The 24,607-nt window shown below is 50.3% G+C and carries 22 protein-coding genes; 21 read left to right on the forward strand and 1 reads right to left on the reverse strand.

Going from position 1 to position 24,607, the window contains the following annotated elements; translation table 11 throughout:
* Positions 1-130 precede the first annotated feature (130 nt).
* The 6 genes from CRG97_RS08920 to holA all read left to right on the forward strand — a co-directional run bounded on the left by CRG97_RS08920 (position 131) and on the right by holA (position 7,518).
* The gene (locus CRG97_RS08920) at positions 131-799 is read left to right on the forward strand and encodes a ComEA family DNA-binding protein (RefSeq protein WP_098742688.1); all 669 of its coding nucleotides are present in this window, start codon (positions 131-133) and stop codon (positions 797-799) included.
* Positions 800-847: 48 nt separating this feature from the next.
* On the forward strand, positions 848-1,366 hold the full coding sequence (locus CRG97_RS08925; protein WP_098742689.1) for a deoxycytidylate deaminase: 519 nt from the start codon (positions 848-850) through the stop codon (positions 1,364-1,366).
* A gap of 118 nt (positions 1,367-1,484) precedes the next feature.
* Entirely contained in the window at positions 1,485-4,208 is a 2,724-nt protein-coding gene (locus tag CRG97_RS08930; protein ID WP_098742690.1) for a ComEC/Rec2 family competence protein, read from the forward strand.
* A 187-nt stretch (positions 4,209-4,395) separates the two neighbouring features.
* Positions 4,396-4,944: an RNA polymerase sigma factor gene (locus tag CRG97_RS08935; RefSeq protein WP_036644490.1), complete on the forward strand. Its 549-nt coding sequence runs from the start codon at positions 4,396-4,398 to the stop codon at positions 4,942-4,944.
* Entirely contained in the window at positions 4,941-6,212 is a 1,272-nt protein-coding gene (locus CRG97_RS08940) for a zf-HC2 domain-containing protein (RefSeq protein WP_098742691.1), read from the forward strand. The genes CRG97_RS08935 and CRG97_RS08940 overlap by 4 nt, the downstream gene beginning before the upstream one ends.
* Before the next feature lie 286 nt (positions 6,213-6,498).
* Entirely contained in the window at positions 6,499-7,518 is a 1,020-nt protein-coding gene (holA, locus tag CRG97_RS08945) for a DNA polymerase III subunit delta (protein ID WP_098742692.1), read from the forward strand.
* Between the two features lie 231 nt (positions 7,519-7,749).
* Here holA and rpsT read toward each other — a convergent pair whose 3' ends face one another.
* Positions 7,750-8,022 carry a 30S ribosomal protein S20 gene (gene rpsT / locus CRG97_RS08950; protein WP_009590780.1) on the reverse strand — a complete coding sequence of 91 codons (273 nt, stop codon included), beginning with the start codon at positions 8,020-8,022 and terminating at the stop codon, positions 7,750-7,752.
* 162 nt (positions 8,023-8,184) lie between these two features.
* On the opposite strand from rpsT, the gene gpr reads away from it, so the two are divergent.
* The 15 genes from gpr (at position 8,185) to CRG97_RS09025 (ending at position 24,582) form a co-directional block, all read left to right on the forward strand.
* Positions 8,185-9,186, forward strand: a complete 1,002-nt coding sequence (gpr, locus tag CRG97_RS08955; RefSeq protein WP_098742693.1) for a GPR endopeptidase — start codon at positions 8,185-8,187, stop codon at positions 9,184-9,186.
* Between the two features lie 166 nt (positions 9,187-9,352).
* Entirely contained in the window at positions 9,353-10,729 is a 1,377-nt protein-coding gene (locus tag CRG97_RS08960) for a stage II sporulation protein P (protein WP_098742694.1), read from the forward strand.
* A gap of 58 nt (positions 10,730-10,787) precedes the next feature.
* On the forward strand, positions 10,788-11,195 hold the full coding sequence (locus tag CRG97_RS08965; protein WP_379415744.1) for a hypothetical protein: 408 nt from the start codon (positions 10,788-10,790) through the stop codon (positions 11,193-11,195).
* 88 nt (positions 11,196-11,283) lie between these two features.
* On the forward strand, positions 11,284-13,101 hold the full coding sequence (gene lepA, locus CRG97_RS08970) for a translation elongation factor 4 (protein ID WP_076320566.1): 1,818 nt from the start codon (positions 11,284-11,286) through the stop codon (positions 13,099-13,101).
* Between the two features lie 458 nt (positions 13,102-13,559).
* On the forward strand, positions 13,560-14,726 hold the full coding sequence (hemW, locus tag CRG97_RS08975; protein ID WP_098742696.1) for a radical SAM family heme chaperone HemW: 1,167 nt from the start codon (positions 13,560-13,562) through the stop codon (positions 14,724-14,726).
* Positions 14,727-14,802: 76 nt separating this feature from the next.
* Positions 14,803-15,264 (forward strand): N-acetyltransferase, encoded by a 462-nt coding sequence (locus CRG97_RS08980; protein WP_098742697.1) that lies wholly within the window; start codon positions 14,803-14,805, stop codon positions 15,262-15,264.
* Between the two features lie 108 nt (positions 15,265-15,372).
* Positions 15,373-16,407: a heat-inducible transcriptional repressor HrcA gene (hrcA, locus tag CRG97_RS08985; RefSeq protein ID WP_071222916.1), complete on the forward strand. Its 1,035-nt coding sequence runs from the start codon at positions 15,373-15,375 to the stop codon at positions 16,405-16,407.
* A 13-nt stretch (positions 16,408-16,420) separates the two neighbouring features.
* Positions 16,421-17,962, forward strand: a complete 1,542-nt coding sequence (locus tag CRG97_RS08990; RefSeq protein WP_098742698.1) for a TCP-1/cpn60 chaperonin family protein — start codon at positions 16,421-16,423, stop codon at positions 17,960-17,962.
* Positions 17,963-18,025: 63 nt separating this feature from the next.
* Entirely contained in the window at positions 18,026-18,637 is a 612-nt protein-coding gene (grpE, locus tag CRG97_RS08995) for a nucleotide exchange factor GrpE (protein ID WP_098742699.1), read from the forward strand.
* Positions 18,638-18,722: 85 nt separating this feature from the next.
* Positions 18,723-20,561 (forward strand): molecular chaperone DnaK, encoded by a 1,839-nt coding sequence (gene dnaK, locus CRG97_RS09000; RefSeq protein ID WP_076320572.1) that lies wholly within the window; start codon positions 18,723-18,725, stop codon positions 20,559-20,561.
* A gap of 93 nt (positions 20,562-20,654) precedes the next feature.
* Positions 20,655-21,773 (forward strand): molecular chaperone DnaJ, encoded by a 1,119-nt coding sequence (gene dnaJ / locus CRG97_RS09005; RefSeq protein ID WP_098742700.1) that lies wholly within the window; start codon positions 20,655-20,657, stop codon positions 21,771-21,773.
* A 224-nt stretch (positions 21,774-21,997) separates the two neighbouring features.
* Entirely contained in the window at positions 21,998-22,369 is a 372-nt protein-coding gene (locus tag CRG97_RS09010; RefSeq protein ID WP_098742701.1) for a hypothetical protein, read from the forward strand.
* A 49-nt stretch (positions 22,370-22,418) separates the two neighbouring features.
* On the forward strand, positions 22,419-22,619 hold the full coding sequence (locus CRG97_RS09015; RefSeq protein ID WP_009590798.1) for a YfhD family protein: 201 nt from the start codon (positions 22,419-22,421) through the stop codon (positions 22,617-22,619).
* Between the two features lie 299 nt (positions 22,620-22,918).
* Positions 22,919-23,896, forward strand: a complete 978-nt coding sequence (prmA, locus tag CRG97_RS09020) for a 50S ribosomal protein L11 methyltransferase (protein WP_098742702.1) — start codon at positions 22,919-22,921, stop codon at positions 23,894-23,896.
* A 2-nt stretch (positions 23,897-23,898) separates the two neighbouring features.
* Positions 23,899-24,582, forward strand: a complete 684-nt coding sequence (locus CRG97_RS09025; RefSeq protein ID WP_076320576.1) for a site-2 protease family protein — start codon at positions 23,899-23,901, stop codon at positions 24,580-24,582.
* Positions 24,583-24,607 lie beyond the last annotated feature (25 nt).

Below are 24,607 nucleotides of genomic sequence, written 5' to 3' on the forward strand. Positions count from 1 at the left end.
GTCCTTACGTTTAATGTATGCGGGGAAGATGCCGATTCATGACGGTTTTTCATGCGATTTCGGTAGGGAAGCCAAAGAATATTCCTGGGTTTGTACAAAATGAACTTTGATGTTAAGGAGAGGTCAATGGATGAAACGGATATCTATAGGTTGGAGTCTTGCCGCAACCATTGCGGGCTGCGGGTTTATCTTGTTTGCCGGCGGTACGAATCAGGGGATCGATGGCTGGCAGCCGCTGAACGATCAACTGGAGCAGGTGGTTGCCGCCGAAGAGAATGCGGGTGTGAAGACGTCCGGGGCTGATTCCCGGCATAAGGAAATAGAACCGGCTGGAGCATCTACTGAACCCGGAGCGGACTCGAAAAATGCTGCAAAGACCGCTCAGGCTGGGCAGATCGAGCCTGCACATAACGCGAAGGATCCAATGCCAAACCAAGACCAAGGAGCGGCAGGGAGCAGTACAGCAGATCATATCGCTCCATCTTCAACCTCTGGCCAATCTGCTTCGTCCTCGGTTCCGCCTCAGACTGAAGGTGTCGGTCAGCAGTTACAGCAACAAGCCCCTGTTAACACTACGGTACAGCCACCAGCAGCTCCGGATTCATCCGGGTTGATCAACGTCAACACGGCAGATGCTGCAACGCTTATGGAGCTGCCTGGCATTGGTGAGGCGAAGGCCAAGGCGATTATTGATTATCGAAATCAGTTTGGTCCATTTCGAAGTCAGGCCGACTTGATGAACGTAAAGGGCATCGGTCCCAAAATGCTGGAGAAGATGAAGCCTTACGTTGGACTTTAGCTATGTGCTACAATAAAGGGGATATTGATAAGGAACAGGTGACAGATGATGAGTGCAGATCAACGTAAAGATTGGGATACTTATTTCATGGATATTGCCTTTATGGTTTCTACCCGCTCTCAATGCCCGCGGCGTCATGTCGGGGCGGTGCTGGTGCAGGGGAAGAAGCTGCTCGGAACGGCTTATAACGGCGCGCCGATGGGAGTGCCTGATTGCTCGGAAGCGGGCTGTATGATCGCTGAGGATTATGAATTGGTCGTACAGGACGGCAAGGAGATCATGGTGAAGAAACAGCGCTGCATCCGGACGATTCATGCCGAGCAGAATCTGCTGTTATTCACGGACCGGATTGATCGGGAAGGCAGCACGGTGTACGTGACGGATGAGCCCTGCTGGACCTGTGCGAATATGCTTGCCAACAGCGGCATTGTCGAGGTTGTGTTCCACCGTCCTTATCCGAAGGATTCGGGCAAGGTGTCCCGCATGATGGAACAGAAGGGCATTTTGTTCCGGCAGCTTGAAGCGTATGAGCCGCCGCGCGAAACCTTGATGACGGTAGCGGAATGATTCATGAAAATAAGGTTACTGAAGAAAGTAAATAGGAAGACACAGAGGAAGGACCTTTGACTGCGATCTGCAGGCGAAGGTTCTTTTTTTATTTAATGATGAAGGGAATGTTCAAATTATGAGGCGAAGGCCGTTACTTGTGTTCACCGTGTTATGGGTAATCGGCAGCGGTGCTGCATGCCTGTACGATGGATGGAGGCTCGCTTTGATTGCAGCCGGGCTGATTCTCATACTGCTTGCTGTATGTCATTGGGCGGGGGCGGAGCGTCTTTTTACGCTCTGCATGCTGTTCTCCTTGTGCGTGTCGGGTACTTACTGGGAATGGCATGATGGAGCAAATGTAAGTGATTTCGAGTCGCTCCTCTCCGGGGCGACATCGACGGAGACCGTTCCGGTTACTGCGTTTGGTGTAATCACATCCCCTATAAAAGTAGACGGTGACCGCGCGGATTTCAATGTTGCCCTGAAGCAAGCTGATCTGATGCTAGCAAAACCTCCAACGCCGCAAAAACAAGCGAATCCGGATAACGGGACCATGCTGAAGACAGATGATATCGTTAGGGTTCAAGTAAAACTGCTGGATAAAAGGGAGCTGGAGAGGGTTAACCGATGGCAGCGTGGGGATCGGATCCAGCTGACGGGAGAGTTGCAAAAACCTGGAGAAGCCCGTAATTTTGACGGATTTGATTATCTTCAATATTTGCGTACCCAGAAGATTCATTGGATGATCAAAGTGAAAGGCTCTGACCAAGCGAAGGTCACCCCGCCTGACAGCTGGAATTTAAGTCATATTCTAAGATGGACTGATGCCGTTCGCCATAAGCTTGGGGGCAAGCTGGATGAATTGTACGGCGGAATCCACGCGGGTTATATGAAGGGACTTGTCATTGGCAATCAAGATGATCTGGATCCCGATACATTTATGGAGTTCTCACGGCTGGGATTGACTCATATTCTTGCGATATCGGGCATGCATGTGGCTGTGGTCGTAGGATGCCTTTTATTCATATGCACCACCCTTCGAATGACGAGGGAGACCTCGCTGACTGTGGTCATGTGGCTGATTCCCGTCTACGTCCTGCTTACCGGGGCGAGTCCTTCTATCGTCCGTGCCGGCATCATGGGGATGATCGGTTTGTATGCCGCACGGCGTCGGCTTTTGAAGGATGGACTGCATATTCTTAGTGTTGCGGTGCTCGCCATGCTGCTGTGGAACCCGTATTTTCTCGTGAACGTCAGCTTTCAGCTGTCATTCATCGTGACCGCGGGCTTGATGATATTCGTGCCGAAGCTGATGCCGCTGCTGACTTTTTTGCCCCGCTGGCTTGCAGGAACCGTCGGAATCACGGTCGTAGCGCAGCTGATCTCCTTTCCTCTTACCATTTATTATTTCAACCAGGTGTCGCTGATTTCTGTTTTCGCCAATATGATCCTGGTTCCAGTCATTAGCCTTGTCGTTCTTCCGCTAGGAATGGTGTCTTTGCTGATGGGGTGGGTGTGGATGCGAGGAGCCGGCTGGTTGGCAGCTGTAACGGAATGGTTAAACCAAATAACGTTCCAAATCGTTGAATGGATGAATGGTTCATCCGTGTTTATGTCATTGTGGCCATCCCCGTCGATAGCCTGGATTCTGTGTTATTTTGTTGTTTTGTATTCATTGCTGTCCATTCTGAAGAAGAGATCCGAAAATCGCGAAGGAGAGCGAAGCGGGTCCGATGATACAGTTCCGTTGGAAGGACGCGTACCCTTGGATATTGGAGGAAGCTCTTCTAGGGCGACCGGCATGTTTCCGCTCGTGGATCGATGGGCCGGTGCGTTGCGATGGAGAGGTTTTCTTCGCGCCAGTGATTATATCGAACGATATGCAACGAGATCCGCGATTGTCCTGCTGTCCGGGGCTTTGGGTCTTTTACTGTACGGCGGCTATCAAGCTCCGTCCATGCACGGAGCGGGACTGGTGCAATTCCTGGATGTAGGACAAGGGGATTCGATACTGGTAACAACACCTGAGGGCAAGCATATTCTCATTGACGGTGGTGGCACGGTGAATTTTCGTAAGGAAAAGGATACTTGGAAAGAACGAAAGTCTCCGTATGAGGTGGGAGCGAAAGTGGTGGTTCCCTTGTTGAAAAAACGGGGCGTGCACCAGCTTGAGGCTGTGATCATGTCCCATGGAGACCAGGATCATATCGGCGGCTTCCAGGCTGTTTTGCAGGAAATTCCCGTAAAATCGGTTGTATTCAATGGGACCTTGACCGACTCCGCTTCCTTCCGGAAACTGATGTTAACCGCCGTTCAGCAGCGCATTCCCATTTACGAGGCTGGAGTGGATCGGGAAGTATGGAAGCTTGACAGTCATACGGAAATCCAATTTTTAGCACCTATTTTCCCAGAAAGTGGAGAAATCATAAAACCATTACCGTTGATTAAGGAGCAGAATCATGCTTCACTAGTATTTGTCCTTCAGATGAACGGCAGCCGGCTCTTATTTACGGGTGACACGGACCAAGCTGCCGAACATAATATATTGCTGCACCTGGAGGAACGTTCTTCACAAGATGATGTCGTTTCACGTCGTGCTGCTGCCGAAAACCGGATCGATGTCATGAAGGTTGCCCATCATGGAAGCAAAACCTCGACATCCGCGCTATGGCTGAATGCATGGAAGCCGAAGGTAGCGGTTATTTCCGCTGGCGTCAACAATATGTACGGCCACCCTCATCCGGATGTGGTCGGACGGTTGGAACGTTCCTCGACGCTCATCTATCAGACCAACCTTCACGGTGAAATCCAGATGAGGATCAAGGATGGACATATTGAAACGCGTACGAAGCTTCCATGAAAAAACAGCCAGCTGTCCTTAGGACATAGATTCGTAGTATGATCTTTTATAGGAAAATGCAGCGGTGACTATAATCTTTATATTTGGTATAGTTAGATGAAGTTTCCTAAAAAAATAATAGGTTACATACTGCAACATTTTTTTAATTCTATCCGTCTGTATGTATGCAGGGAGAGGGGGATCCACTGTGGTGGAGCAGGGACTCATAAGAGCCGCTCAATCGGGCGATCGCGACGCTCTAATCACCCTATTGCGAGAAATTGAGCAACATGTTTACCGAACTGCTTATTACATTTTAAACAATGAACAGGATGCTATGGATGCAGCCCAGGAAGCACTTATACGTGTATATACGAAGATTAACTCCTACGAGGAGAAGGCACAGTTCAAAACTTGGGTCCAGCGGATTGTCACCAACATATGCATTGATAAATTCCGCAGGACAAAGCCGACGGTTTCCATCGATGAACATGATCTGGTGTTTCGGGATAATCTCGATGTAGAACGGGAAGTGATGTCGGGATATCTGGCTCAGGATATTCAGGAAGCCATTAATCAACTGCCGGATCATCATCGCACGGTCATTGTCTTAAGGTATTTGCAGGATCTATCCTACAACGAAATTGCTGATTGTCTGAACCTCCCGCTCAATACGGTGAAATCCTATTTGTTCAGGGCCAGGCAGCAGCTGCAGAATATGCTCCAAGAGCATCAGAAAGGTGGTGTATCAGGATGAATTGCCAAGAGGTGGTGGAACGTATGCACCGGTATTTGGACCGGGATCTCACTTCGGAGGAGACGGCCGAAATGTATCAGCATATTGCCGTGTGCCCCATGTGTGCGGAGACCTTTAATATATTGAAATCATTGAACAGAGAGCTTGAGGATCTCCCGGCCGTAACCCCGCCTGTCAGTCTGGTAGACGCTATCATGCCTAGACTGGATGCCATTGACCGTGAACGCCAGAACCTTGTCGTACCTCCAGCCGTGAAAAGCCAGGAGCCAGCTGAAATGATGCCGGAAATGCGGCGTCCGCGACGTGCGGGAAGCTGGTGGAGCACGGTTGGCGGGAGAACGGCTATCGGTGCCGCTGCCGCTGTACTTATTTTTAGCGTAGCTATTTTAAATAATGAACCGAAGATGTTATCCGATGCGGAGATTCCATACGAAGAGGCAAGCACGACCAGTGCCGGGGCGAATGACGACTCGGCTGCGACGCAGAGTCAGGAAATCGCTCAGCCGTTTGCAGCCGAAGGCGGCACGGAGACGGGTGGCGCATCGGATGAGGGAAGCAACCCATCCGCAAATCTGCGGAGTTCGCCTTCGGAATCGTCATCGGAAGCCAATTCTAAGTCTGCTCCGAATGATACGAAGGCAACGCCGGAACCATCGGATGCGGCTAACGGCACCAAGAAAGATGTTACAGCACCCGATAATCCAGTTCAGAAGAAGGGTGAAGGGGAACCTCCAACATCAGACCAACCTGCAAAGAGCAACAATGAGGGATCAAAAAACGATACTGTAAGTCCGTCTGACCCTCCGGCCAGTGAACCTGAGCAGCATTCCGAAACCATGGATATCCAGACTTCACCTACGGATTCGTCGGCGGATGCCACGTCAGAGATGCTGCCTCCAATTAGCGATCCTTCCGGTGATGCAGGCACGGGAAGCACCGAATCATCCGACAGGTCAACCGGATCGTACCAAGGACTGGCGATGGTACCGGAACAGTGGTCGTCCCCGGACGGCCTCTACCGAGCTTCGCTGGAGGCCGACCATCTGATTATCTATCGCCTGCCATCGGGAAGCCAAACCTCGCCTGAGGCGGTTGAAACGGTTGAGACGATTCCGCTCGGCGGAAGCTGGGTATCCGGTCAATGGTCAGAGGACGGCTTAACGTTTAAGTACAAAGTGCAGACGAATAACGAATTGGTTGAATCCGTCTATTCCATTGAGAAATCTCAGCCCCCGGCGACTACGGGGCAGAAGCAGCCTAAACAATAGAAATATTCAGAGATATATACAATCGGTGCACCAATGCCGGGAGATATGAATACACTATATATTAGAGAGAGCATTATACCAACTACCGTCGTATGACCGACGGCGAGGTGTTTCTAGAGCATACTTGCCGGCGTTTATATAGATGTGTTGGGACGAAGGGACCTTGCCGCTGCCAAGCCGAGGTCTCTTTGTTTTCGTGTGGGCGGTTTCATTTTTATACTTGTCGTCTATCGCATTCAGGCACTCTTTTTTGGTATAGTGTACAGAGTAGAAAGGGGGGACGCCGATGGATGCCAAAGCGGCGGCCAAGGCGGTTAAGCAGGGAGATGTGTCTGCCGTCTATTTGTTGTATGGCAGCGAGAAATTTCAAATGAAGGAATTCGCCGAATTTCTGGAAGCCCAGCTGATCCCGAAAGAAGACCGTGATTTTGCGCTTGTTCATATGGATTTAGGGGAGGTTCCGATTCAAACCGTCATTGAAGAAGCGGAGACGGTTCCTTTTATGGTTCAGAAAAAATTGATCATGGTCAGGGATACGGCTTTTTTTACCGCAGCAAAAGATAACGGGAAAGTGGATCATCGTCCAGAGGCTTTGCTGGATTATTTGACCAATCCTGCTGATTATAGTGTGATTGTCTTTATGGTTGGACAAGAAAAGCTGGATGAACGCAAAAAGGTAGTCAAGGCAGTCAAGAAATCAGGGGTTGCCTTGTCCTTCATGCCTTTGGGCGGGGAGGATCTGCTTCGCTGGGTGGACAAGCAGGTGAAGAAAGGCAACTGCACGCTGCGAGAAGGTGCGGCGGAGGCGATCGTGCGAAATGCGGGAACCAGTCTTCAGGCATTATCAGGTGAGATCGAAAAGCTGTGTTTATATGCTGGTGCCGGCGGAGCGATTGATGTCGCAACCGTGGATATGCTGGTGGCGCGCAGCACGGAACAGAATGTGTTTGCGCTTGTAGAGGATATTGCGAATCTCCGATTGGACAAGGCGCTCGGAATCTATTATGAACTGCTGAAGCAGCGCGAGGAGCCGATCAAGATTGCGGCGCTGATTACCAGACAGTTCCGGATTATTCTGCAGGTGAAGACTCTATCTACCCAGAGCTACTCGCAGCAGCAAATTGCTTCCCAGATCGGATTGCATCCCTATGCGGTGAAGATTGCGGGCGAGCAAGCCCGCAAGTTTGAGACGACGCGCCTTGAAGGCATACTGAACCATCTGGCGAATCTGGATTACCAGATGAAGACCGGGGCCGTGGATAAGGTGCTCGGCATTGAATTGTTTTTGTTGCGGCTTGGGGCTTAACACACCCGCAACAAGTTAAGAGTGTACGGCCGCGGGAGCAGTCGTACGCTCTTTTTCTTTAGAGATCAGAAAGCATGAACTTCAGAGGCTTTCCCACCTGATCTCACAAGAAAAAAATCCGCTATATGCGGTTGTCTACCGAGAAGAGCACGTCGATCAACGTACCACAAAAAGCCCTGAGCAGCGTGAACTGTTCAGGGCTTTTTCCATGTCGTATTCAACAAACGTTACTTACGCTTGCGACGTAAGAGCGTTCAGTCTTTTCGCCAGACGGGACTTCTTGCGGGCAGCTGCGTTCTTATGGATCAGGCCCTTTGTTACAGCTTTATCAAGCTTCTTGGAAGCAGCCTGGAAAGCAACTTTAGCAGCTTCGATTTCTGTACCGTTCAACGCTACATCAGCAGTTTTAACAGCTGTGCGAAGCGCGGATTTTTGAGAAATGTTAAGCGCGTGGCGTTTGTCATTTGTCTTTACACGTTTAATCGCGGATTTGATGTTTGGCATTACATTCACCTCCTGTAAGGCATTTCAATAGAGCGAAATGATTCACAACTTAAAATATTTTAGCATGGGGGTGGACAAAAAGCAATACTCATTCGGACTTCTGCATAATCTCTCCCATACTCTCGCACACTACTAGCAATATGAGGAGGAGTGTGAATTTCTATGGATCTGGATCTGCAAAAATACTCGGTCCGAACGGACCTGGCGGTGGAATCAAGAGAACTGGCGGGAGGCAAAGGCAGCGCGCCCATTCCTGGTGTGATGGAGGATGTGGTGCAGGAGGACGGAATCAAGATTACAAGGCTGGACGTGGAGAACGATGCAGCCTCTAAGCAAATTGGAAGAGTAAAGGGCCATTACGTCACGTTGGAGGTGCCCGATCTTCGCAAGGGGGATACGGGGCTTCAGGATCAAGTATCTGTTGTCTTCGCTCGTGAGTTTGAGGCATTCATGTCCCGGATCGGGATCGGACCCAAGGCAAGCGTGCTCATTGTCGGGCTCGGCAACTGGAACGTGACGCCGGATTCCCTGGGACCGCTGGTGGTGGAGAACGTGATGGTAACCCGACAGTTTTTCGAGCTTATGCCGGATCGGGTGGCGCCAGGCTATCGACAGGTTAGTGCCGTAGCGCCAGGCGTTCTCGGTCTGACAGGCATTGAATCGAGCGAAACGGTTCAGGGCATCGTGGAACAAACCCGTCCCGAGCTGATCATCGCTATTGACGCTCTGGCTTCGCGTTCGCTGGAACGGGTGAATACGACCATCCAGATTGCGGATATCGGAATCCACCCCGGTTCTGGCGTCGGCAATAAGCGCAAGGGATTGACACAGGAGATTCTCGGGGTCCCCTGCATTGCGATCGGAGTTCCGACCGTCTGCTATGCTTCCACCATCGTTAATAACGCCATTGAGCTCATGAAATCCCATTTTGGCGAAGGTGCGCCGGAGACGGGCAAAATTATGGGCATGCTCCATGATATACCCGAAGGTGATCGCCTCGCACTGGTGAAGGAGGTTCTGGAGCCGCTGGGCCATGACCTTATCGTAACGCCCAAGGAGATTGACGAATTTATAGAGGACATCGCCAATATCGTGGCAACCGGCCTGAACGCAGCGCTGCATGAGGCTGTGGATCCCGGGAACGTAGGTGCGTACACACACTAACCCAGTATAAAAGCTCCGAATCTATTGGAGCTTTTATATTTTTCATGGATCTAGTTCTATCGATTCTCCCCGGTTCATAGATTTGAAATATAAGAGATTACACAAGTCGCGGGAACGGCGGAATGATGGCCGGAATAGCTCCCGGCGAACCGAGGAGGGCATCGTTATGAACAATAGCAAGTTTCGCATCTGGAATATTGCCAGACTGAAACGGAAGGTTATGGAAGGTCTGAGCATGGGTCGAACGCTCATTATACTAATGCTAGGTTCTCTTATATTTTTTATTTTACTAGGGCTCGGAGGGATGGCGGAACAGCGGATGAATTCCTCGCCCGTATCATCAATGAAAGGATTGGCCGCTTCGTTATCCAGCCATTTTTTCATCGATATGATCGGCATGGAGATGCCGCATATGACGGCTTCCAAAGAGACCTCAAGCTTCTCCGGCGAGAAAATGTCGACCTTCGTCTTTGAACTGCTGACGAGCGTGAACCCGAGGGATCCAAAAAGCCTTCTTGCAGGAGAACTGCCTGGCATGAAGGCAAATCAACCGGTACAGCTGTCTCATGGGTCCGGTAACGAGGATGGGGAGGCACCGGCGGATTACCGGCCTGATCCCGCGGAGGGGCAGGCAGAGGGCGATCCTGCTGATGCCGGGGAAGAGCCGCCACAAGGTGGTCGGGGAGATATCGGCAATGAGGATAATGGTGAGGATGTCCCGGATCAGGGCGCGGAGGACGAGCCCGGCAGTAAGAACGATCCTGGAAGCACCTCCAAGGATGGAAAGTCTACGAATGGAAAGAAAGCCGTTCTCATCTATCATTCACACCCGCAGGAAGCATATAACCCGCTGCTGACACATCCTTCCGATAATCCGGGGGCGGTATCCCCGAGCAAGAATGTCATGCTGGTAGGCAGTTTGCTGAGCAAAAGACTTGAAGCCAACGGGATTGGTACCCTGCATGATCAAAGTGACTATCAATCTACCATTGAAGGGTATAATTACAACTTTTCTTATAAATACTCGCGTCAGATGGTCATGGAGGCTATGTCTCAGAACGACGGCATTAACTATCTGATCGATATCCATCGGGATTCGCAGCGGTATAACAAAACGACTGCAACCGTAAACGGCGTCAACTATGCCAAGGTTTACTTCATCATCGGACATGCGAACGAGAACTGGAGACAGAACGAGGCGTTTGCAAGCAAAATCAATGCCAAGCTGGAACAGTCCTATCCCGGGGTGTCTCGGGGGGTGTGGGGTAAATCAGCGGATCAAGGGAACGGAGAATATAATCAATCCCTGTCGCCGAACAGCATCCTGATCGAAATCGGCGGCATCGATAATACGAAGGAAGAATTGCAGCGGACAGCTGAAGCGTTGGCGGACATTATTGCAGATGTGTACTGGCAGGAGCAAGAGGCGGAGAAAGCCAGCGTGAAAAAAGACAATGATCAAACGAAGAAGCAGTCCGTTTCCGCGGAAACCAAGGGCGGAAGCAAAAAAGGCACAGAGGGTGAAGAAGCCAAAGCAGGCTAACAGCGTGGCGGCAACGACGGAGCAAGCGTGAACGGGTAAATCAGGGAGGGACTCAGTGATGTCAAGAATGGGAAAACGGTTTGTGGCTCTTATCATATGGACAGGCATCGGCATATTGGTCGGCATGCAGCTTGGCGGGGCAAAGGCGCCCGTATCGACGGATGGTACAGGCGCCGTGCAAACTGTTCAGCAAGACCATGCTCAGAATCCGCAAGGCGGAGCTGCCCAAGGGAATGGATGGGGAGGGACACGCAAGACCCCCCCCTTATCAGAGTCCGCTGTTCTAGAACAAGATGCTCGTAAGACACTACCTGAATATGAGCCTACGCCTAGCGACATCCTGCTTCCCGAACGCTCGCAACCGCCTGCCGATGTCCTTGCCGACAAGACGGCAGGACTGCTCCAGCAGCTGTCTGACAAAAGCATACGCTGGGTCGTGTCGATGTTCGGATCGATCGCGGAATAAATTCACCTTTATTCTCAGCATTGCTGTGCATCCCCTCAACTGGTATAATAAGTTGATTCAAACATCTGGTGGTTGTTGGGGGTTAGGCATGACAGACGTACAAGCAAGACAACAAAAAATTCGTAATTTCTGTATCATTGCACATATAGACCATGGGAAATCGACGCTTGCTGACCGTATATTGGAATTTACGGGTGCATTAACTTCGCGTGAAATGCAAGAGCAGGTACTGGATCAGATGGATCTGGAGAGAGAGCGCGGGATTACCATCAAGCTGCAGGCGGTTCGCCTGAATTACAAAGCCGATGACGGCGAGGAGTATATATTGAACCTGATTGATACTCCAGGGCACGTCGACTTTACGTATGAGGTATCTCGAAGCCTGGCTGCTTGTGAAGGCGCGCTGCTCGTCGTTGATGCTGCACAGGGAATTGAAGCGCAGACGTTGGCCAACGTATATTTGGCACTGGATAACAATCTTGAAATTCTGCCTGTCATTAACAAAATTGACCTGCCAAGCGCCGATCCCGAGCGGGTGAAGCAGGAAGTTGAGGATGTCATCGGACTGGATGCCAGCGATGCCGTATTAGCTTCCGCCAAGGCGGGTATCGGAATCAAGGAAATTCTGGAGCAGGTGGTTCAGAAAGTACCTGCGCCAACAGGCGATTCGGAAGCACCCCTGAAAGCGCTGATTTTCGACTCCCATTATGATCCTTACAAAGGTGTCATCGTATATGTGCGCGTTCTAGACGGAAGTATCAAAGCCGGTTCCAAGATCAAGATGATGGCTACCGGCAAAACCTTCGAGGTCATTGAGGTGGGAGCGTTTAAGCCGCGCATGTCCATCGTGGACGAGCTTAACGTCGGCGATGTCGGTTTCATCGTGGCTGGCATGAAGAGTGTTGGCGATACGCAGGTCGGTGATACGGTAACGGATGCCAAGCGTCCGACGGCCGAGCCGCTTCCGGGTTACCGCAAAATCAACCCGATGGTATTCTGTGGTCTGTATCCAATCGAGACGTCAGACTACAATGACCTGCGCGAAGCGCTCGAGAAGCTGCAGCTTAATGATGCATCGCTCAGTTTTGAGCCAGAGACATCCAGCGCGCTCGGATTCGGTTTCCGTTGCGGATTCCTGGGCCTGCTGCACATGGATGTCATCCAGGAGCGGATTGAACGCGAGTTTAATATACCGCTGATTACAACGGCGCCGAGCGTTATTTACCGCATTACGCTGACAAACGGGGAGCAGATCCAGATCGATAACCCGTCTCATTATCCTGAGGTCGGCAAGGTCGATTATGTTGAAGAGCCTTATGTTAAAGCAGGCATTATCGTTCCGAACGATTATGTTGGAGCGATCATGGAACTCTGCCAAAATAAACGAGGCGAATTCGTAAATATGGAATACCTGGACACAACGCGCGTCACCATTACCTATGAAATTCCGTTGTCGGAAATCGTGTATGATTTCTTCGACCAGTTGAAATCGAGCACCAAAGGATATGCTTCATTCGATTATGAGCTATCCGGGTACCGTCGATCCAACCTGGTCAAAATGGATATTTTGCTTAATGCCGAGCAAGTGGATGCCTTGTCCTTTATCGTGCACAAGGACCGTGCCTATCACCGCGGACGGTTGATTTGCGAGAAGCTGCGCGAGCTGATTCCTCGTCAAATGTTCGAAGTGCCGATTCAAGCTTCCGTTGGTACCAAGGTTGTGGCCCGTGAAACGGTTAAAGCGATGCGTAAAAACGTTCTTGCCAAGTGTTACGGCGGTGACATCTCCCGTAAACGGAAACTCCTTGAGAAGCAGAAGGAAGGTAAGAAACGGATGAAACAAGTCGGCAGCGTTGAAGTGCCGCAGGAAGCTTTCATGGCGGTATTGAAAATTGACGACAAGTAATTTTGCATAGGAATGGCAGGCCCACGAGTTATTGGGCTGGACTGGTCCTACGTGTACAGCCTTAGTAAATGATGGGAAAGCCGATTCTCGGCTTTCCTTTCTTTCATTCCAAGAGGCATAGCGTTATAGTAGAGAAGGAACTTTCGAGAAGTTACTTAAAGAGGTTGTTCAAAAAGTCATCTTTTGATCACGAAGCAGCACATGAAGCTTAATCGACATCGAATATTGAATTCAGCCGGGCCTTCCGGTGCTCACGTAGGTTTTGCAAGCTTATGCTTCCGAAGCCGTTTTCTCATGAAAACGTTCAGCTCCGCTCCTCAGTCCCTAGCTTCATCCAACTAAAGCGTTTTGAAAAAACGCACATCGGAAGCATAAGCTTCGGTGCTGAAAACCTGACTTTTTGAACTCGCACTTTAAGTAAGTCATGCCAGAGGTGTACATGAGGGGGCAAGAAAAGAATGACGGCAAACGATCAACGGACGGAAGCAGTGTACATTCACATTCCGTTTTGTACCAATAAATGTTTTTACTGCGACTTCAATTCCTATGTGTTGAAGGATCAGCCGGTGATGGATTATCTGCACGCGCTGGATAAGGAGATGGAGCTAACCGTTCAGGCCAACTCGCCGGGACGAATCAAAAGCATTTTTGTAGGCGGCGGGACCCCTACGGTGCTGAAGCCAAATGAAATGGAATACTTCTTGCAAAGCGTAAAGCGCCATTTTCCGGAATGGTCCGATCGTATTGAATTTTCGATGGAAGCGAATCCCGGCACCACGGATTTGGAGAAACTGTCCGTCATGCGCGAAGGCGGCGTGAACCGGATCAGCTTCGGGGTGCAGGCTTTCCAGAACAGCTTGTTGACCGGCATCGGCCGGATTCACGATACGGATGATGTGTATCGAAGTCTTGAGAACGCCAGAACCGCAGGCTTTGATAACATGTCCATCGATTTGATGTTCGGACTTCCGAACCAAACGCTGGACATGCTTGCGGAAAGCGTGGATAAGGCGCTAGAGCTTGGACTTCCGCATTATTCAATCTACAGCTTAAAGGTTGAAGAAAATACGCTGTTCCATACGATGTACCAGCGAAACCAGCTGCCGCTTCCGGATGAGGAGGATGAGCTGAATATGTATCTTCTATTAATGGAGCGGATGAAGGCAGCCGGATATAAACAGTATGAGATCAGTAATTTTGCCAAACCCGGCTTTGAGAGTCGGCATAATATGACGTATTGGCGCAATGAGGATTATTATGGCTTGGGTGCAGGAGCGCACGGATACGTCGGTCGTCAGCGCCATGTGAACATCAAAGGCGTCAACCCATATAATGAAGCAGCGAATCAAGGACTTCCGCGATTGGAAAGCTTTGAGATATCAAGGGAAGAAGCGATGGAGGATTTCCTCATGGTCGGGCTCCGCGTGCTGGATGGCGTTTCGCGCAGCCGGTTCCGGCAGCAATTCGGAACTTCCATGGAAGAAGTATTCGCCGGGCCGCTGAATAAAATGGTGAGTGCGGGACTTCTTGATTCTACGGAGGACGGATATAAACTGAGCAGTAAAGGCATTCTGTTCGGCAACGATGTGTTCGCTGAATTTATAGGCAGTTTGACGGCAAATTAATCTATTGAACTTATATGCGCTCTGTTGTATATTTATTCATAACATGACGGAGCGTGTAAAGGGGAGACGGACAACCATGTCGGCGGTATGCAGAAAGGCGAAGTTAGAAGATGTCGAGCCGCTGTATCAGATGATTCAGGGATATGCGGAAAAGGGGATTATGCTGCCCCGGTCCAAAAAAGTGCTGGAGAAACAAATCGGGGAATTCGTTGTGGCCGAATCCGAAGGGAACGTGATCGGCTGCGGTTCCTTGTGTCAGCTGGGAAATGATTTGGTGGAGATTCGTTCACTCGGCATCTCAGATGGTTATAAAGGGCAAGGGATCGGCTCCATGCTCGTGGATTCCCTTCTAGAGGAAGCGAAACGCCGTGAGCTTCCGAAAGTGATGGCCTTGACGTATGAAGTATCCTTTTTCATCAAAAACGGCTTTGCTGTTGTGGAGAAGGAGATTTTTCCGGAGAAGGTGTGGACCGACTGCGTTCACTGCAAGAAGCAGCATGCTTGTGACGAAATAGCTGTTCTTAAAGTACTGAACTGACTTGACAATCCTCAGGTCGGTTTGGTATTTTTGTTATATCGGTTAGCACTCGATGACGATGAGTGCTAACGAAAGAGAAAATAAGCAGTCAGCAAGGAGGGGAGCGACATGTTAACAGATCGTCAACGCATGATTTTGAATGCCATTGTGGATGACTATATCCGTTCTGCCGAACCGGTTGGTTCGAGAAGCATTTCCAAACGCGGGGATGTCGGATACAGTCCGGCAACCATTCGTAACGAGATGGCTGATCTGGAGGAACTCGGATTTCTGGAGCAGCCTCATACATCAGCTGGACGAATTCCGTCACATAAAGGATATCGTTATTATGTTGATCATCTCACGTCGTCGTTTTCCTTGAACCCTGCGGAACTGCATATGATGAAATCCTTTTTTGCAGAAAAGCTGAACGTGATGGAGCAGATGATACAGCATACAGCGGGCATTCTGTCTCAGATGACTAATTACACTTCCATCCTGCTGGGACCGGAAGTTTTTCATACGTCTTTGCGTCATTTCCAGCTTCTTCCTCTCCATGAGGATCAAGCGGTAGCCATCATCGTCACCAGCACAGGGCAAGTCGAGAACAAAATTGTTTCGATTCCGCAGGGTGTGTCCGTTTCGGATCTGGAGCAAGTGGTAAATCTTCTGAACAAGAAGCTGGTCAATGTGCCTCTATATAAACTCAAGACCCGTTTGTATACGGAGATTGGCGAGGAAATGCAGCGGCATATTTCACATTATGAAGATCTCATGAGTATGCTGGATATCGCCCTTAACAATGAACCTGACCATCGCGGCGTATATCTCAGCGGTACGACCCACATGCTGAATCAGCCGGAGTTCAAGGATGTTGATAAGGTAAGGGAAATCTTCGAGCTTCTGGAGCAGACACCCGCACTGTTGAAACTCATGGCTCCCGCTCCCGGTGAGCATGGTGTCCAAGTGAAGATCGGTACGGAGAATACGCATGAGGCGATTTCCAATTGCAGTTTGATCACAGCGACGTATTCAATAGACGGAAAAGCGCTCGGTTCGATTGGTATTCTCGGTCCTACAAGAATGGAATATGCACGGGTGATCGGCATCTTGAATGTGTTATCCCATGACCTGACGAAGCTGCTGTCACACTGGTACAAATAAAGGAGTGAGACAGATGAGCCAAGGACAACATAGCCAAGTGGACGGAGATGAACGTTATTCTACGCTATTGAACAACAGTAATGCCGTCCGGGCCGTCACGTCCGCTGTTGAAGGCACGCTTGGTCCCAAGGGGCTCGACGTGATGCTGGTGGGTCCCCGCGGCGAAGTGGTTATTACCAATGATGGGGTGACGATTCTGGATAAAATGGATGTCACCCACCCGGCAGCGCGCCTTCTCATTCAGGTGGCAAGAGCGCAGCAGGAGAAAATCGGCGACGGAACCACAACGGCTACCGTGCTTGCAGGCGCACTCGTGCAGGAAGGGGTTTCCCGCATAACCCGCGGGGTACCTGCTTCCAAGGTGGTGGAGGGGCTGCGTCAGGGGATCGAGAAGTCGATGCAGCTCTTAACAAAGCGGGTTCGGCTGATTGACGGACTGGACGATCCGCTTCTGGAACGGACGGTGTACGTTGCTGGGCGTGAACGGAAGGATATCGTGGAGCTGATTATGCAAGCCGCGCGGAAAGCCGGAATCACCCGTCTTCAGGATCCTTCCTACTCGCTCGCAGACAGTATAATTGCTCTGGAGAATGCCGAGAATGAAGTGTTCGAGGGGGTTCTGCTCAGACAGCGGCCGATCTTCGCCCGGGAGTCCAGGTCGTATGACGATGCAAAAGTGTTGGTGCTCTTTGATTCCCTGGAACCAGATGAGATCGATGAAGAGGCGCTCACAACCGAAGCGGGATTTGCCCAATATATGGACCTCCGAAAAGTGTTCGCTTCAGATTTGGAGAGATTGTCCGAACTGTCCGTAAAACTCATCCTGCTTGAAAAAGGCATCCATCCGGATGCAGAGCAGTTTTGCCTGGATCACGGCATGATGGTTGTGCCGCGCGTGTCACGTGCGGATTTGCGCCGGGTAAGCGACATGACGGGAGCTACTCCCATACGCCGGAAGGCGTTACATAAAGACTCGAAGGAGCTTGCAGCCCTTCTGGGTGATACCCCGCGTGTCGCTTACGATGAAGGTATTGAGAAAATCCGGCTGGCCTGCGGCAGCCAGGACCGGGACCGTATTGTGACGGTCATTGTTGGGGCAAGCACTTCGGAAGTCGTAGGCGAGGCGGCCAGAATTGCGGGAGATGCGGCCTCGGCGCTGCAGGCGGCCGTTTCCGGCGGGGTACTTCCAGGCGGCGGGACAAGCGAACTCGCGGTGTCCTACGAATTGGAACGGATCCGGGAGGCTCAGAAAGGCATGGAAGCCTTCGGTATGGAAGCCGTTTCGGCCGCGCTGCGCAAGCCGATGTCGCAGATACTTCTCAATGCCGGTTACAATCCGCTCGAGAAAATGGAAGAAGTGCGTGCTGCGCAAATCCGTGCAGACTCTGATTGCATGGGCATTGATTGCGACAGCGGCCGGGTTGTTGATTACGAGGAGCTGGGCGTGCTGGATCCGGCTCCGGTCAAACTTCATGGCCTGCGGGCAGCCGGCGAAGTTGCTGCAGCCGTGCTGCGGATTCATCACGTCATCAAGATGAAAGAAATAGGCGAATAACCCTTACGGGATAAAAAGAATCACAGACAGTCTGTTTTAGAATATGAAGGAGGTGAAGGCGTCTTGAATAATGAGCATAAGGATGCCGTTCAAGATACAGTTACAGAAGAAACGATGGAAGAAACTTTGGAGAACACGCCAAACTCGGGTGAGAGTGGGTCTGCGGAGGAAGCCGTAAATCCCGAACAGGAGATTCCTGTAACGGATTCGGCGGATGAAGCAGGTTCAGCTGAGCTTGAGAAACTTCAGGCCGAGGTGCTGGAGCACCAGCAGCGTACCCTGCGAGTACAAGCGGATTTCGATAACTTCCGTCGTCGTACACAGAAGGAGAAAGAAGATCTGGGCAAATACGCTTCTTCCAAACTGATTACAGAGCTTCTGCCTGTCATCGATAACTTTGAGCGTGCGCTTCAGGCATCCGAGGAAAACCCGGAGTTTGAATCCTTCTCCAAGGGAGTTAACATGATCTTCCGCCAGTTGGAATCTGTTCTCGCTACCGAAGGTTTAACGGCGATGAAGAGCGTAGGCGAGCCGTTTAATCCGGAGTATCACCAAGCGATCATGCAGGTGGAGAGCGATGAATACGAGGAAGGCATCGTGGTTGAGGAAGTGCAGAAGGGGTATATGCTAAAAGACAAAGTATTGAGACCTGCGATGGTTAAAGTGAGCATGTAAGCGACTTTCGATAGTCGTTTATCATATAAAAATTGATGAAGATCATGCGAGGATTCGTGTGAATGAATAAGGAGGAAAATTTTACATGAGCAAAGTTATTGGTATCGACTTAGGAACAACCAACTCCTGCGTAGCCGTAATGGAGGGTGGGGAAGCAGTAGTTATCCCGAATCCGGAGGGCGCCCGTACGACCCCATCCGTTGTCGGATTTAAGAAAGACGGCGAGCGTGTCGTTGGGGATACAGCAAAACGTCAAGCGATCACAAACCCGGATCGTACCATTATCTCCATCAAGCGTCATATGGGTACGAATCATAAAGAATCCATCGACGGCAAAGATTATACGCCGCAAGAAATCTCCGCCATCATTCTGCAAAAGCTGAAATCCGATGCGGAAGCTTACCTGGGCCAACCTGTAACCCAGGCGGTTATTACGGTTCCTGCATACTTTAATGACAGCCAGCGTCAAGCGACCAAGGATGCCGGTAAAATCGCGGGTCTTGAGGTTCTGCGTATCGTAAACGAGCCGACAGCAGCAGCTTTGGCATACGGTATGGAGAAATCCGAAGACCAGACCATTCTGGTATATGACCTGGGCGGCGGTACATTCGACGTTTCCATTCTGGAACTCGGCGATGGCTTCTTCGAAGTAAAAGCAACCAGCGGTGATAACAAACTCGGCGGTGACGATTTTGACCAGGTCATCATTGACTATATGGTAGCCGAATTCAAAAAAGAGCAAGGCATTGATTTGAGCAAAGACAAAGCAGCGGTTCAACGTCTGAAAGATGCTGCGGAAAAAGCGAAAAAGGAATTGTCCGGCGTACTGACTACCACGATTTCTTTGCCGTTCATCACCGTTGCTGACGGCGTGCCTCAGCATCTTGAGCTCAACTTGACTCGTGCTAAATTCGAAGAATTGTCTGCTTCTCTTGTAGAGCGTACGCTTGGACCGACTCGTCAAGCGCTTAGCGATGCAGGTTTGACAGCTAACGATATTCATAAAATCGTTCTTGTCGGTGGTTCCACTCGTATTCCTGCCGTACAGGAAGCGATTAAGAAATTGACAGGCAAAGAGCCTCATAAAGGCGTAAATCCTGACGAAGTGGTTGCGCTTGGTGCAGCTGTTCAAGCCGGCGTATTGACAGGTGACGTTAAAGACGTCGTATTGCTCGACGTAACTCCGTTGTCCCTCGGTATCGAGACAGCAGGCGGTGTATTCACCAAAATGATCGACCGTAACACCACGATTCCAACAAGCAAATCCCAAGTATTCTCCACGTATGCCGATAACCAGCCGAGCGTTGAAATTCACGTGCTGCAAGGTGAGCGCGAAATGGCTGCCGGCAACAAAACGCTGGGACGCTTCATGCTTGGAGATATTCCTCCAGCACCACGTGGCGTACCGCAAATCGAAGTTACCTTCGATATCGATGCGAACGGGATCGTAAACGTTTCGGCGACAGATAAAGGTACAGGCAAGAGTCAGAAGATCACAATCACGTCCTCCAGCGGCTTGAGCGACGCTGAAGTTGAACAAATGATGAAGGACGCCGAGCTTCATGCCGAAGAAGACCGTAAACGCAAAGAGCTGGTAGAGGCTCGCAACAATGCGGACCAACTCGTATACACAACCGAGAAAACACTCAAGGATCTGGGCGACAAAGTTGATGCTTCCGAAGTGGAAAAAGCGAACGAAGCAAAAGACAAAGTGAAGAAGGCCCTTGAATCCGATAACCTCGAAGAGATTAACGCTTCGGTAGAGGAGCTGACTCAAATCGTACAGCAGCTGTCCGTGAAGCTGTATGAGCAAGCAGCACAAGAGCAGCAGGGTGCTGAAGGTGCCGACTCCGGTGCGGCTAATAAAGACAATGTCGTAGATGCAGATTACGAGGTTGTTGACGAAGATAAAAACAAAGGTTAATCTGAATAGATTGTATGGGAAGGTCAAAGCTGCGCATCTTCGCACTTTGGCTTTCCTTATGTAAAAGAGTAATAAAGAGATTGGGGTGAAACCGTGGCTGATAAGCGTGATTATTATGAGGTGCTCGGTGTCGGCAAGGATGCATCGGACGATGAGATCAAGAAGGCGTACCGTAAAATGGCTCGCCAATATCATCCGGACGTGAACAAAGCGGCTGACGCGGAAGCCAAATTCAAGGAAGTGAAAGAGGCTTACGACGTATTGAGCGATGGTCAGAAACGTTCGACTTATGACCAGTACGGACATATCGATCCGAACCAAGGCATGGGCGGAGGCGGTTTCTCCGGTGATTTCGGCGGTTTTGGAGATATATTTGATATGTTCTTTGGCGGTAATGGACGCCGTGATCCGAATGCGCCTCAGCGGGGGAACGATCTGCAATACACGATGACAGTTGAATTTAAGGAAGCGGTATTCGGTAAAGAAACGGATATTACCATTCCGAGAACGGAGACATGTGATACCTGTCACGGTTCCGGGGCGAAACCGGGCACGCAGCCGCATACATGTTCGGTATGTAACGGCAGTGGGCAGCAAGAAGTCGTGCAGAATACGCCGTTTGGACGGATGGTAAACCGTCGCGCTTGTTCGAACTGTAACGGAACAGGGAAGATTATCAAAGACCGCTGCTCAACCTGTAACGGCAACGGTAAAGTGAAGAAGCAGCGCAAGATTCATGTTCGCGTGCCTGCGGGTGTGGACGACGGAGCTCAACTTCGTATGACAGGTGAAGGCGAAGGCGGCTTCCGCGGCGGCCCGGCCGGTGACTTGTATATCGTAATCCGCGTGAAGCCGCATGACTTCTTCGAACGGGAAGGGGACGACATTTATTGCGAAGTGCCGCTTACCTTTGCTCAGGCTGCGCTTGGCGACGAGATTGAAATCCCGACGTTGACGGAGAGAGTGAAGCTGAAGATCCCGGCCGGCACGCAGACGGGTACCTTCTTCCGCCTGAAAGGCAAAGGAGTGCCTCGACTCCGCGGCATGGGACAGGGTGACCAGCACGTCAAGGTTGTGGTCGTTACGCCAAGCAAGCTGAGTGATGAACAGAAAGAGCTGCTCAGACAGTTTGCTTCACTTGATGGCGAACAAACCCATGAACAGGAACAGTCTTTCTTTGACCGTGTAAAAAAAGCATTCCGCGGTGACTAATACAAACTTATGGGGCTAAACTCCCCTCATAGCATAAAGAACAGCAGTAGGCTAAAGGTGATCAACCTTTGGCCTGCTGTTTTTTTGTTTCTGGGAGCTGCTGGAGTGTCTGCCAGCTTAAACAGGCCCGTTTCTCAAGAATAAAACACTTAATGATGAAGCAACCTAGGGAAGCTCCATCTTTGGAAGATGCAATCTTGAATAGGAAATGCAGGTGAAATGAAGTGGCAGAGAAAAATATTTTGGCGTATTTCAAAAGTCCGGAAGAAGCCCAGCATGCAGCTCGTAAATTGCAGTCGCTGCGCGTTGCCGATATGTCCATCGATCGGTTTAGCGCGGATCCCGGCGGGGAGCTTAACAATCCGATGAATCCGTTGACAGGCAATATTACAAGCTTAACAACGCTGACCTTAAATGCGGATATTTCGGGGCCGGGGGCCGGAATCCTGGGGGCGGCGGACCCATCAGCCAGCGGGATGAGTAGCGGCGGGCAGGACGGAACCGAGGGCCGGGATATTTTGCTGACGGTGGTATTGGACGAAGGCGTATTCCCGCAAGCCATGCGGTTAATCGAAGAATCCGGCGGCATGATTTGAGGTTATAGGCACAGCTCTGATCGTTTATACGGAAAGGAGAATAGCACCCATGATGAGACGCGTAAAAAAAGGGAAAATCTCGAGCAAAACCGAAAAGATGATTGCGCTTCAATCCGCTAAGGCGGAGGATGTCGAGTTTTCGGCTATGGAAGCCGACCACGATGATGTGGAGGCGCTGCGCAGAAGCGAGGCAGCGGATGAACGCCAATTGAAGAAAATTCTCGATGAAACCAGTAAAAATGTAGATTAATCATTATGTTTATCAAGTGATGAAAGAGTCCTCTTACCTTTCTTGTTACGGAGGTGGTAAGCAGGACTTTTTTTGAAGACATAAGAAAGTATAAACTTCGGAGGCTTATCGTTCTTATTTCGCAAGAAAAATTTCTGCCGTATGTGGTCAGTCTTCTGGAGAGAGTACGTTGATAACGTTTTTCGTATTCGAACGACTTGCAAGAAAAGTCATCATGGTATTTTAGTACAAACTTTGTATCCGGGGTCCTCTATATAGTACAATAATATTTATGTATGAATGAGGAGGAACAGTAGCACATGTTATGGCATGAATTAACGATACATACCACGGAGGAAGCCGTGGAGATGATTACGAATTTCCTGCATGAAGCGGGAGCCGGAGGCGTTTCGATTGAAGAATCCGGTACGACGAACAAGAAGCGGGACACATCCCTTGGACAGTGGTTTGATGAGATCGTTCCGTTTAACGATATTCCTGAAGGTCAAGCCGTTATCAAAGGTTATTTTGATGAGACGGTTACCTTAGAAGCGATCCGTGATGAGATTGCGCCACGCGTGAATGAACTGAAGGAATTTGGGATTGATACAGGCGAAGTCAGGTATGAGATGAAGACGGTTGATGAGAATGAATGGGCAACGGCCTGGAAGCAGTATTTCAAACCGATCCGCGTGTCCGAGCGGTTAACGATCAAGCCGACTTGGGAAGAGTACACGCCGGAATCCGATCAAGAATCGATTATTGAGCTGGACCCGGGCATGGCATTCGGCACAGGAACGCATCCGACAACTTCGTTATGCTTGCGCACGCTGGAGATGGTGATCAAAGGCGGAGAGGAAGTCATAGATGTCGGGACAGGCTCAGGTATTCTTTCCATCGGCGCAGCGCATCTGGGAGCTTCACGGATACTGGCTCTTGATCTGGATCCGGTTGCCGTATCCAGTGCAATAGAGAATACCCGTCTTAACGGCTTGGAAGATCGGATTACGGTGAAGGAAAGCGATCTGCTCTCGGTACTCACCCATTCGTCCGATCAATCGGATCTGGGCGTGATGCTGCCGGTACAAGTTGTAGTGGCTAACATTTTGGCTGAGGTCATCCTGTTGTTTGTCGACGATGTATACCAGGCTCTCAAGCCGGGAGGCGCTTATATCGCCTCGGGCATTTACAAGAACAAAGAAGAGATCGTGGAGAAGGCGCTGATTGCCTCCGGTTTCGAAATTGCCGACATCTGCCGCGAGGATGATTGGGTTGCCTTCGTGGCGAGGAAGAACTGATTATGGATTTTTTGGATCGACTGTTATTCTATCCGCTGGAACAACTTCCATTTTATTTGATTGCTTTAATCATTGCCTTTACCGTGCATGAGTTCTCGCATGCTTATTTTGCGAATAAATTCGGAGACCCAACGGCCAAGCTTCTGGGAAGGGTCACGCTGAATCCGGCGGTGCATTTTGATTTTCTGGGGATTATTCTCTTGCTGATAGCGGGTTTCGGCTGGGCACGGCCGGTACCGATCAATCGCGAGAACTTTAGCAACCCCCGCCGAATGAGCATCATTGTGGCGGCGGTTGGTCCGCTGAGTAATCTTATGTTAGGTATACTTGGAACGCTGATTTATGCGGGACTCTATCAGTTCGGTGTGATCGAGCCGATCGGCGTTACCAAAACAGATCAAGCGATACATTTGTTTTTCAATACCTTTATACTGCTCAATTTCTTTCTGTTCCTCTTTAATCTAATTCCGTTGCCACCGCTTGACGGCTACCGGATTCTTGAGAATGTGCTTCCTCCGCGCGTCAGTGCGAGGATTCAGAAGTTCGAGCAGTGGTCGATACTTATTTTCCTGTTGATCATATTGCTGCCAACCTTTCAGAGATATACGATTAAGCCATTATATGATGCAGCGCATGCATTATCCATCGACTTTTTGAATCTGTTCATTAAGATGTTCGGGGGATAATGGCGCGGATTTCTCTGGTCAGTTT

The organism is Paenibacillus sp. EZ-K15 (assembly GCF_002573715.1).
GTDB lineage: Bacteria > Bacillota > Bacilli > Paenibacillales > Paenibacillaceae > Paenibacillus_AQ.

Coding starts and splice junctions, on each gene's coding strand:
- gpr (WP_098742693.1), top strand. CDS start 8,185: ATGGATCTGGATCTGCAAAAATACTCGGTCCGAACGGACCTGGCGGTG.
- hemW (WP_098742696.1), top strand. CDS start 13,560: ATGACGGCAAACGATCAACGGACGGAAGCAGTGTACATTCACATTCCG.
- CRG97_RS08925 (WP_098742689.1), top strand. CDS start 848: ATGAGTGCAGATCAACGTAAAGATTGGGATACTTATTTCATGGATATT.
- CRG97_RS09015 (WP_009590798.1), top strand. CDS start 22,419: ATGATGAGACGCGTAAAAAAAGGGAAAATCTCGAGCAAAACCGAAAAG.
- CRG97_RS08980 (WP_098742697.1), top strand. CDS start 14,803: ATGTCGGCGGTATGCAGAAAGGCGAAGTTAGAAGATGTCGAGCCGCTG.
- prmA (WP_098742702.1), top strand. CDS start 22,919: ATGTTATGGCATGAATTAACGATACATACCACGGAGGAAGCCGTGGAG.
- dnaK (WP_076320572.1), top strand. CDS start 18,723: ATGAGCAAAGTTATTGGTATCGACTTAGGAACAACCAACTCCTGCGTA.
- holA (WP_098742692.1), top strand. CDS start 6,499: ATGGATGCCAAAGCGGCGGCCAAGGCGGTTAAGCAGGGAGATGTGTCT.
- CRG97_RS09025 (WP_076320576.1), top strand. CDS start 23,899: ATGGATTTTTTGGATCGACTGTTATTCTATCCGCTGGAACAACTTCCA.
- hrcA (WP_071222916.1), top strand. CDS start 15,373: ATGTTAACAGATCGTCAACGCATGATTTTGAATGCCATTGTGGATGAC.
- CRG97_RS08920 (WP_098742688.1), top strand. CDS start 131: ATGAAACGGATATCTATAGGTTGGAGTCTTGCCGCAACCATTGCGGGC.
- CRG97_RS08960 (WP_098742694.1), top strand. CDS start 9,353: ATGAACAATAGCAAGTTTCGCATCTGGAATATTGCCAGACTGAAACGG.
- rpsT (WP_009590780.1), bottom strand. CDS start 8,022: ATGCCAAACATCAAATCCGCGATTAAACGTGTAAAGACAAATGACAAA.
- CRG97_RS08965 (WP_379415744.1), top strand. CDS start 10,788: ATGTCAAGAATGGGAAAACGGTTTGTGGCTCTTATCATATGGACAGGC.
- lepA (WP_076320566.1), top strand. CDS start 11,284: ATGACAGACGTACAAGCAAGACAACAAAAAATTCGTAATTTCTGTATC.
- CRG97_RS08940 (WP_098742691.1), top strand. CDS start 4,941: ATGAATTGCCAAGAGGTGGTGGAACGTATGCACCGGTATTTGGACCGG.
- CRG97_RS08990 (WP_098742698.1), top strand. CDS start 16,421: ATGAGCCAAGGACAACATAGCCAAGTGGACGGAGATGAACGTTATTCT.
- CRG97_RS08930 (WP_098742690.1), top strand. CDS start 1,485: ATGAGGCGAAGGCCGTTACTTGTGTTCACCGTGTTATGGGTAATCGGC.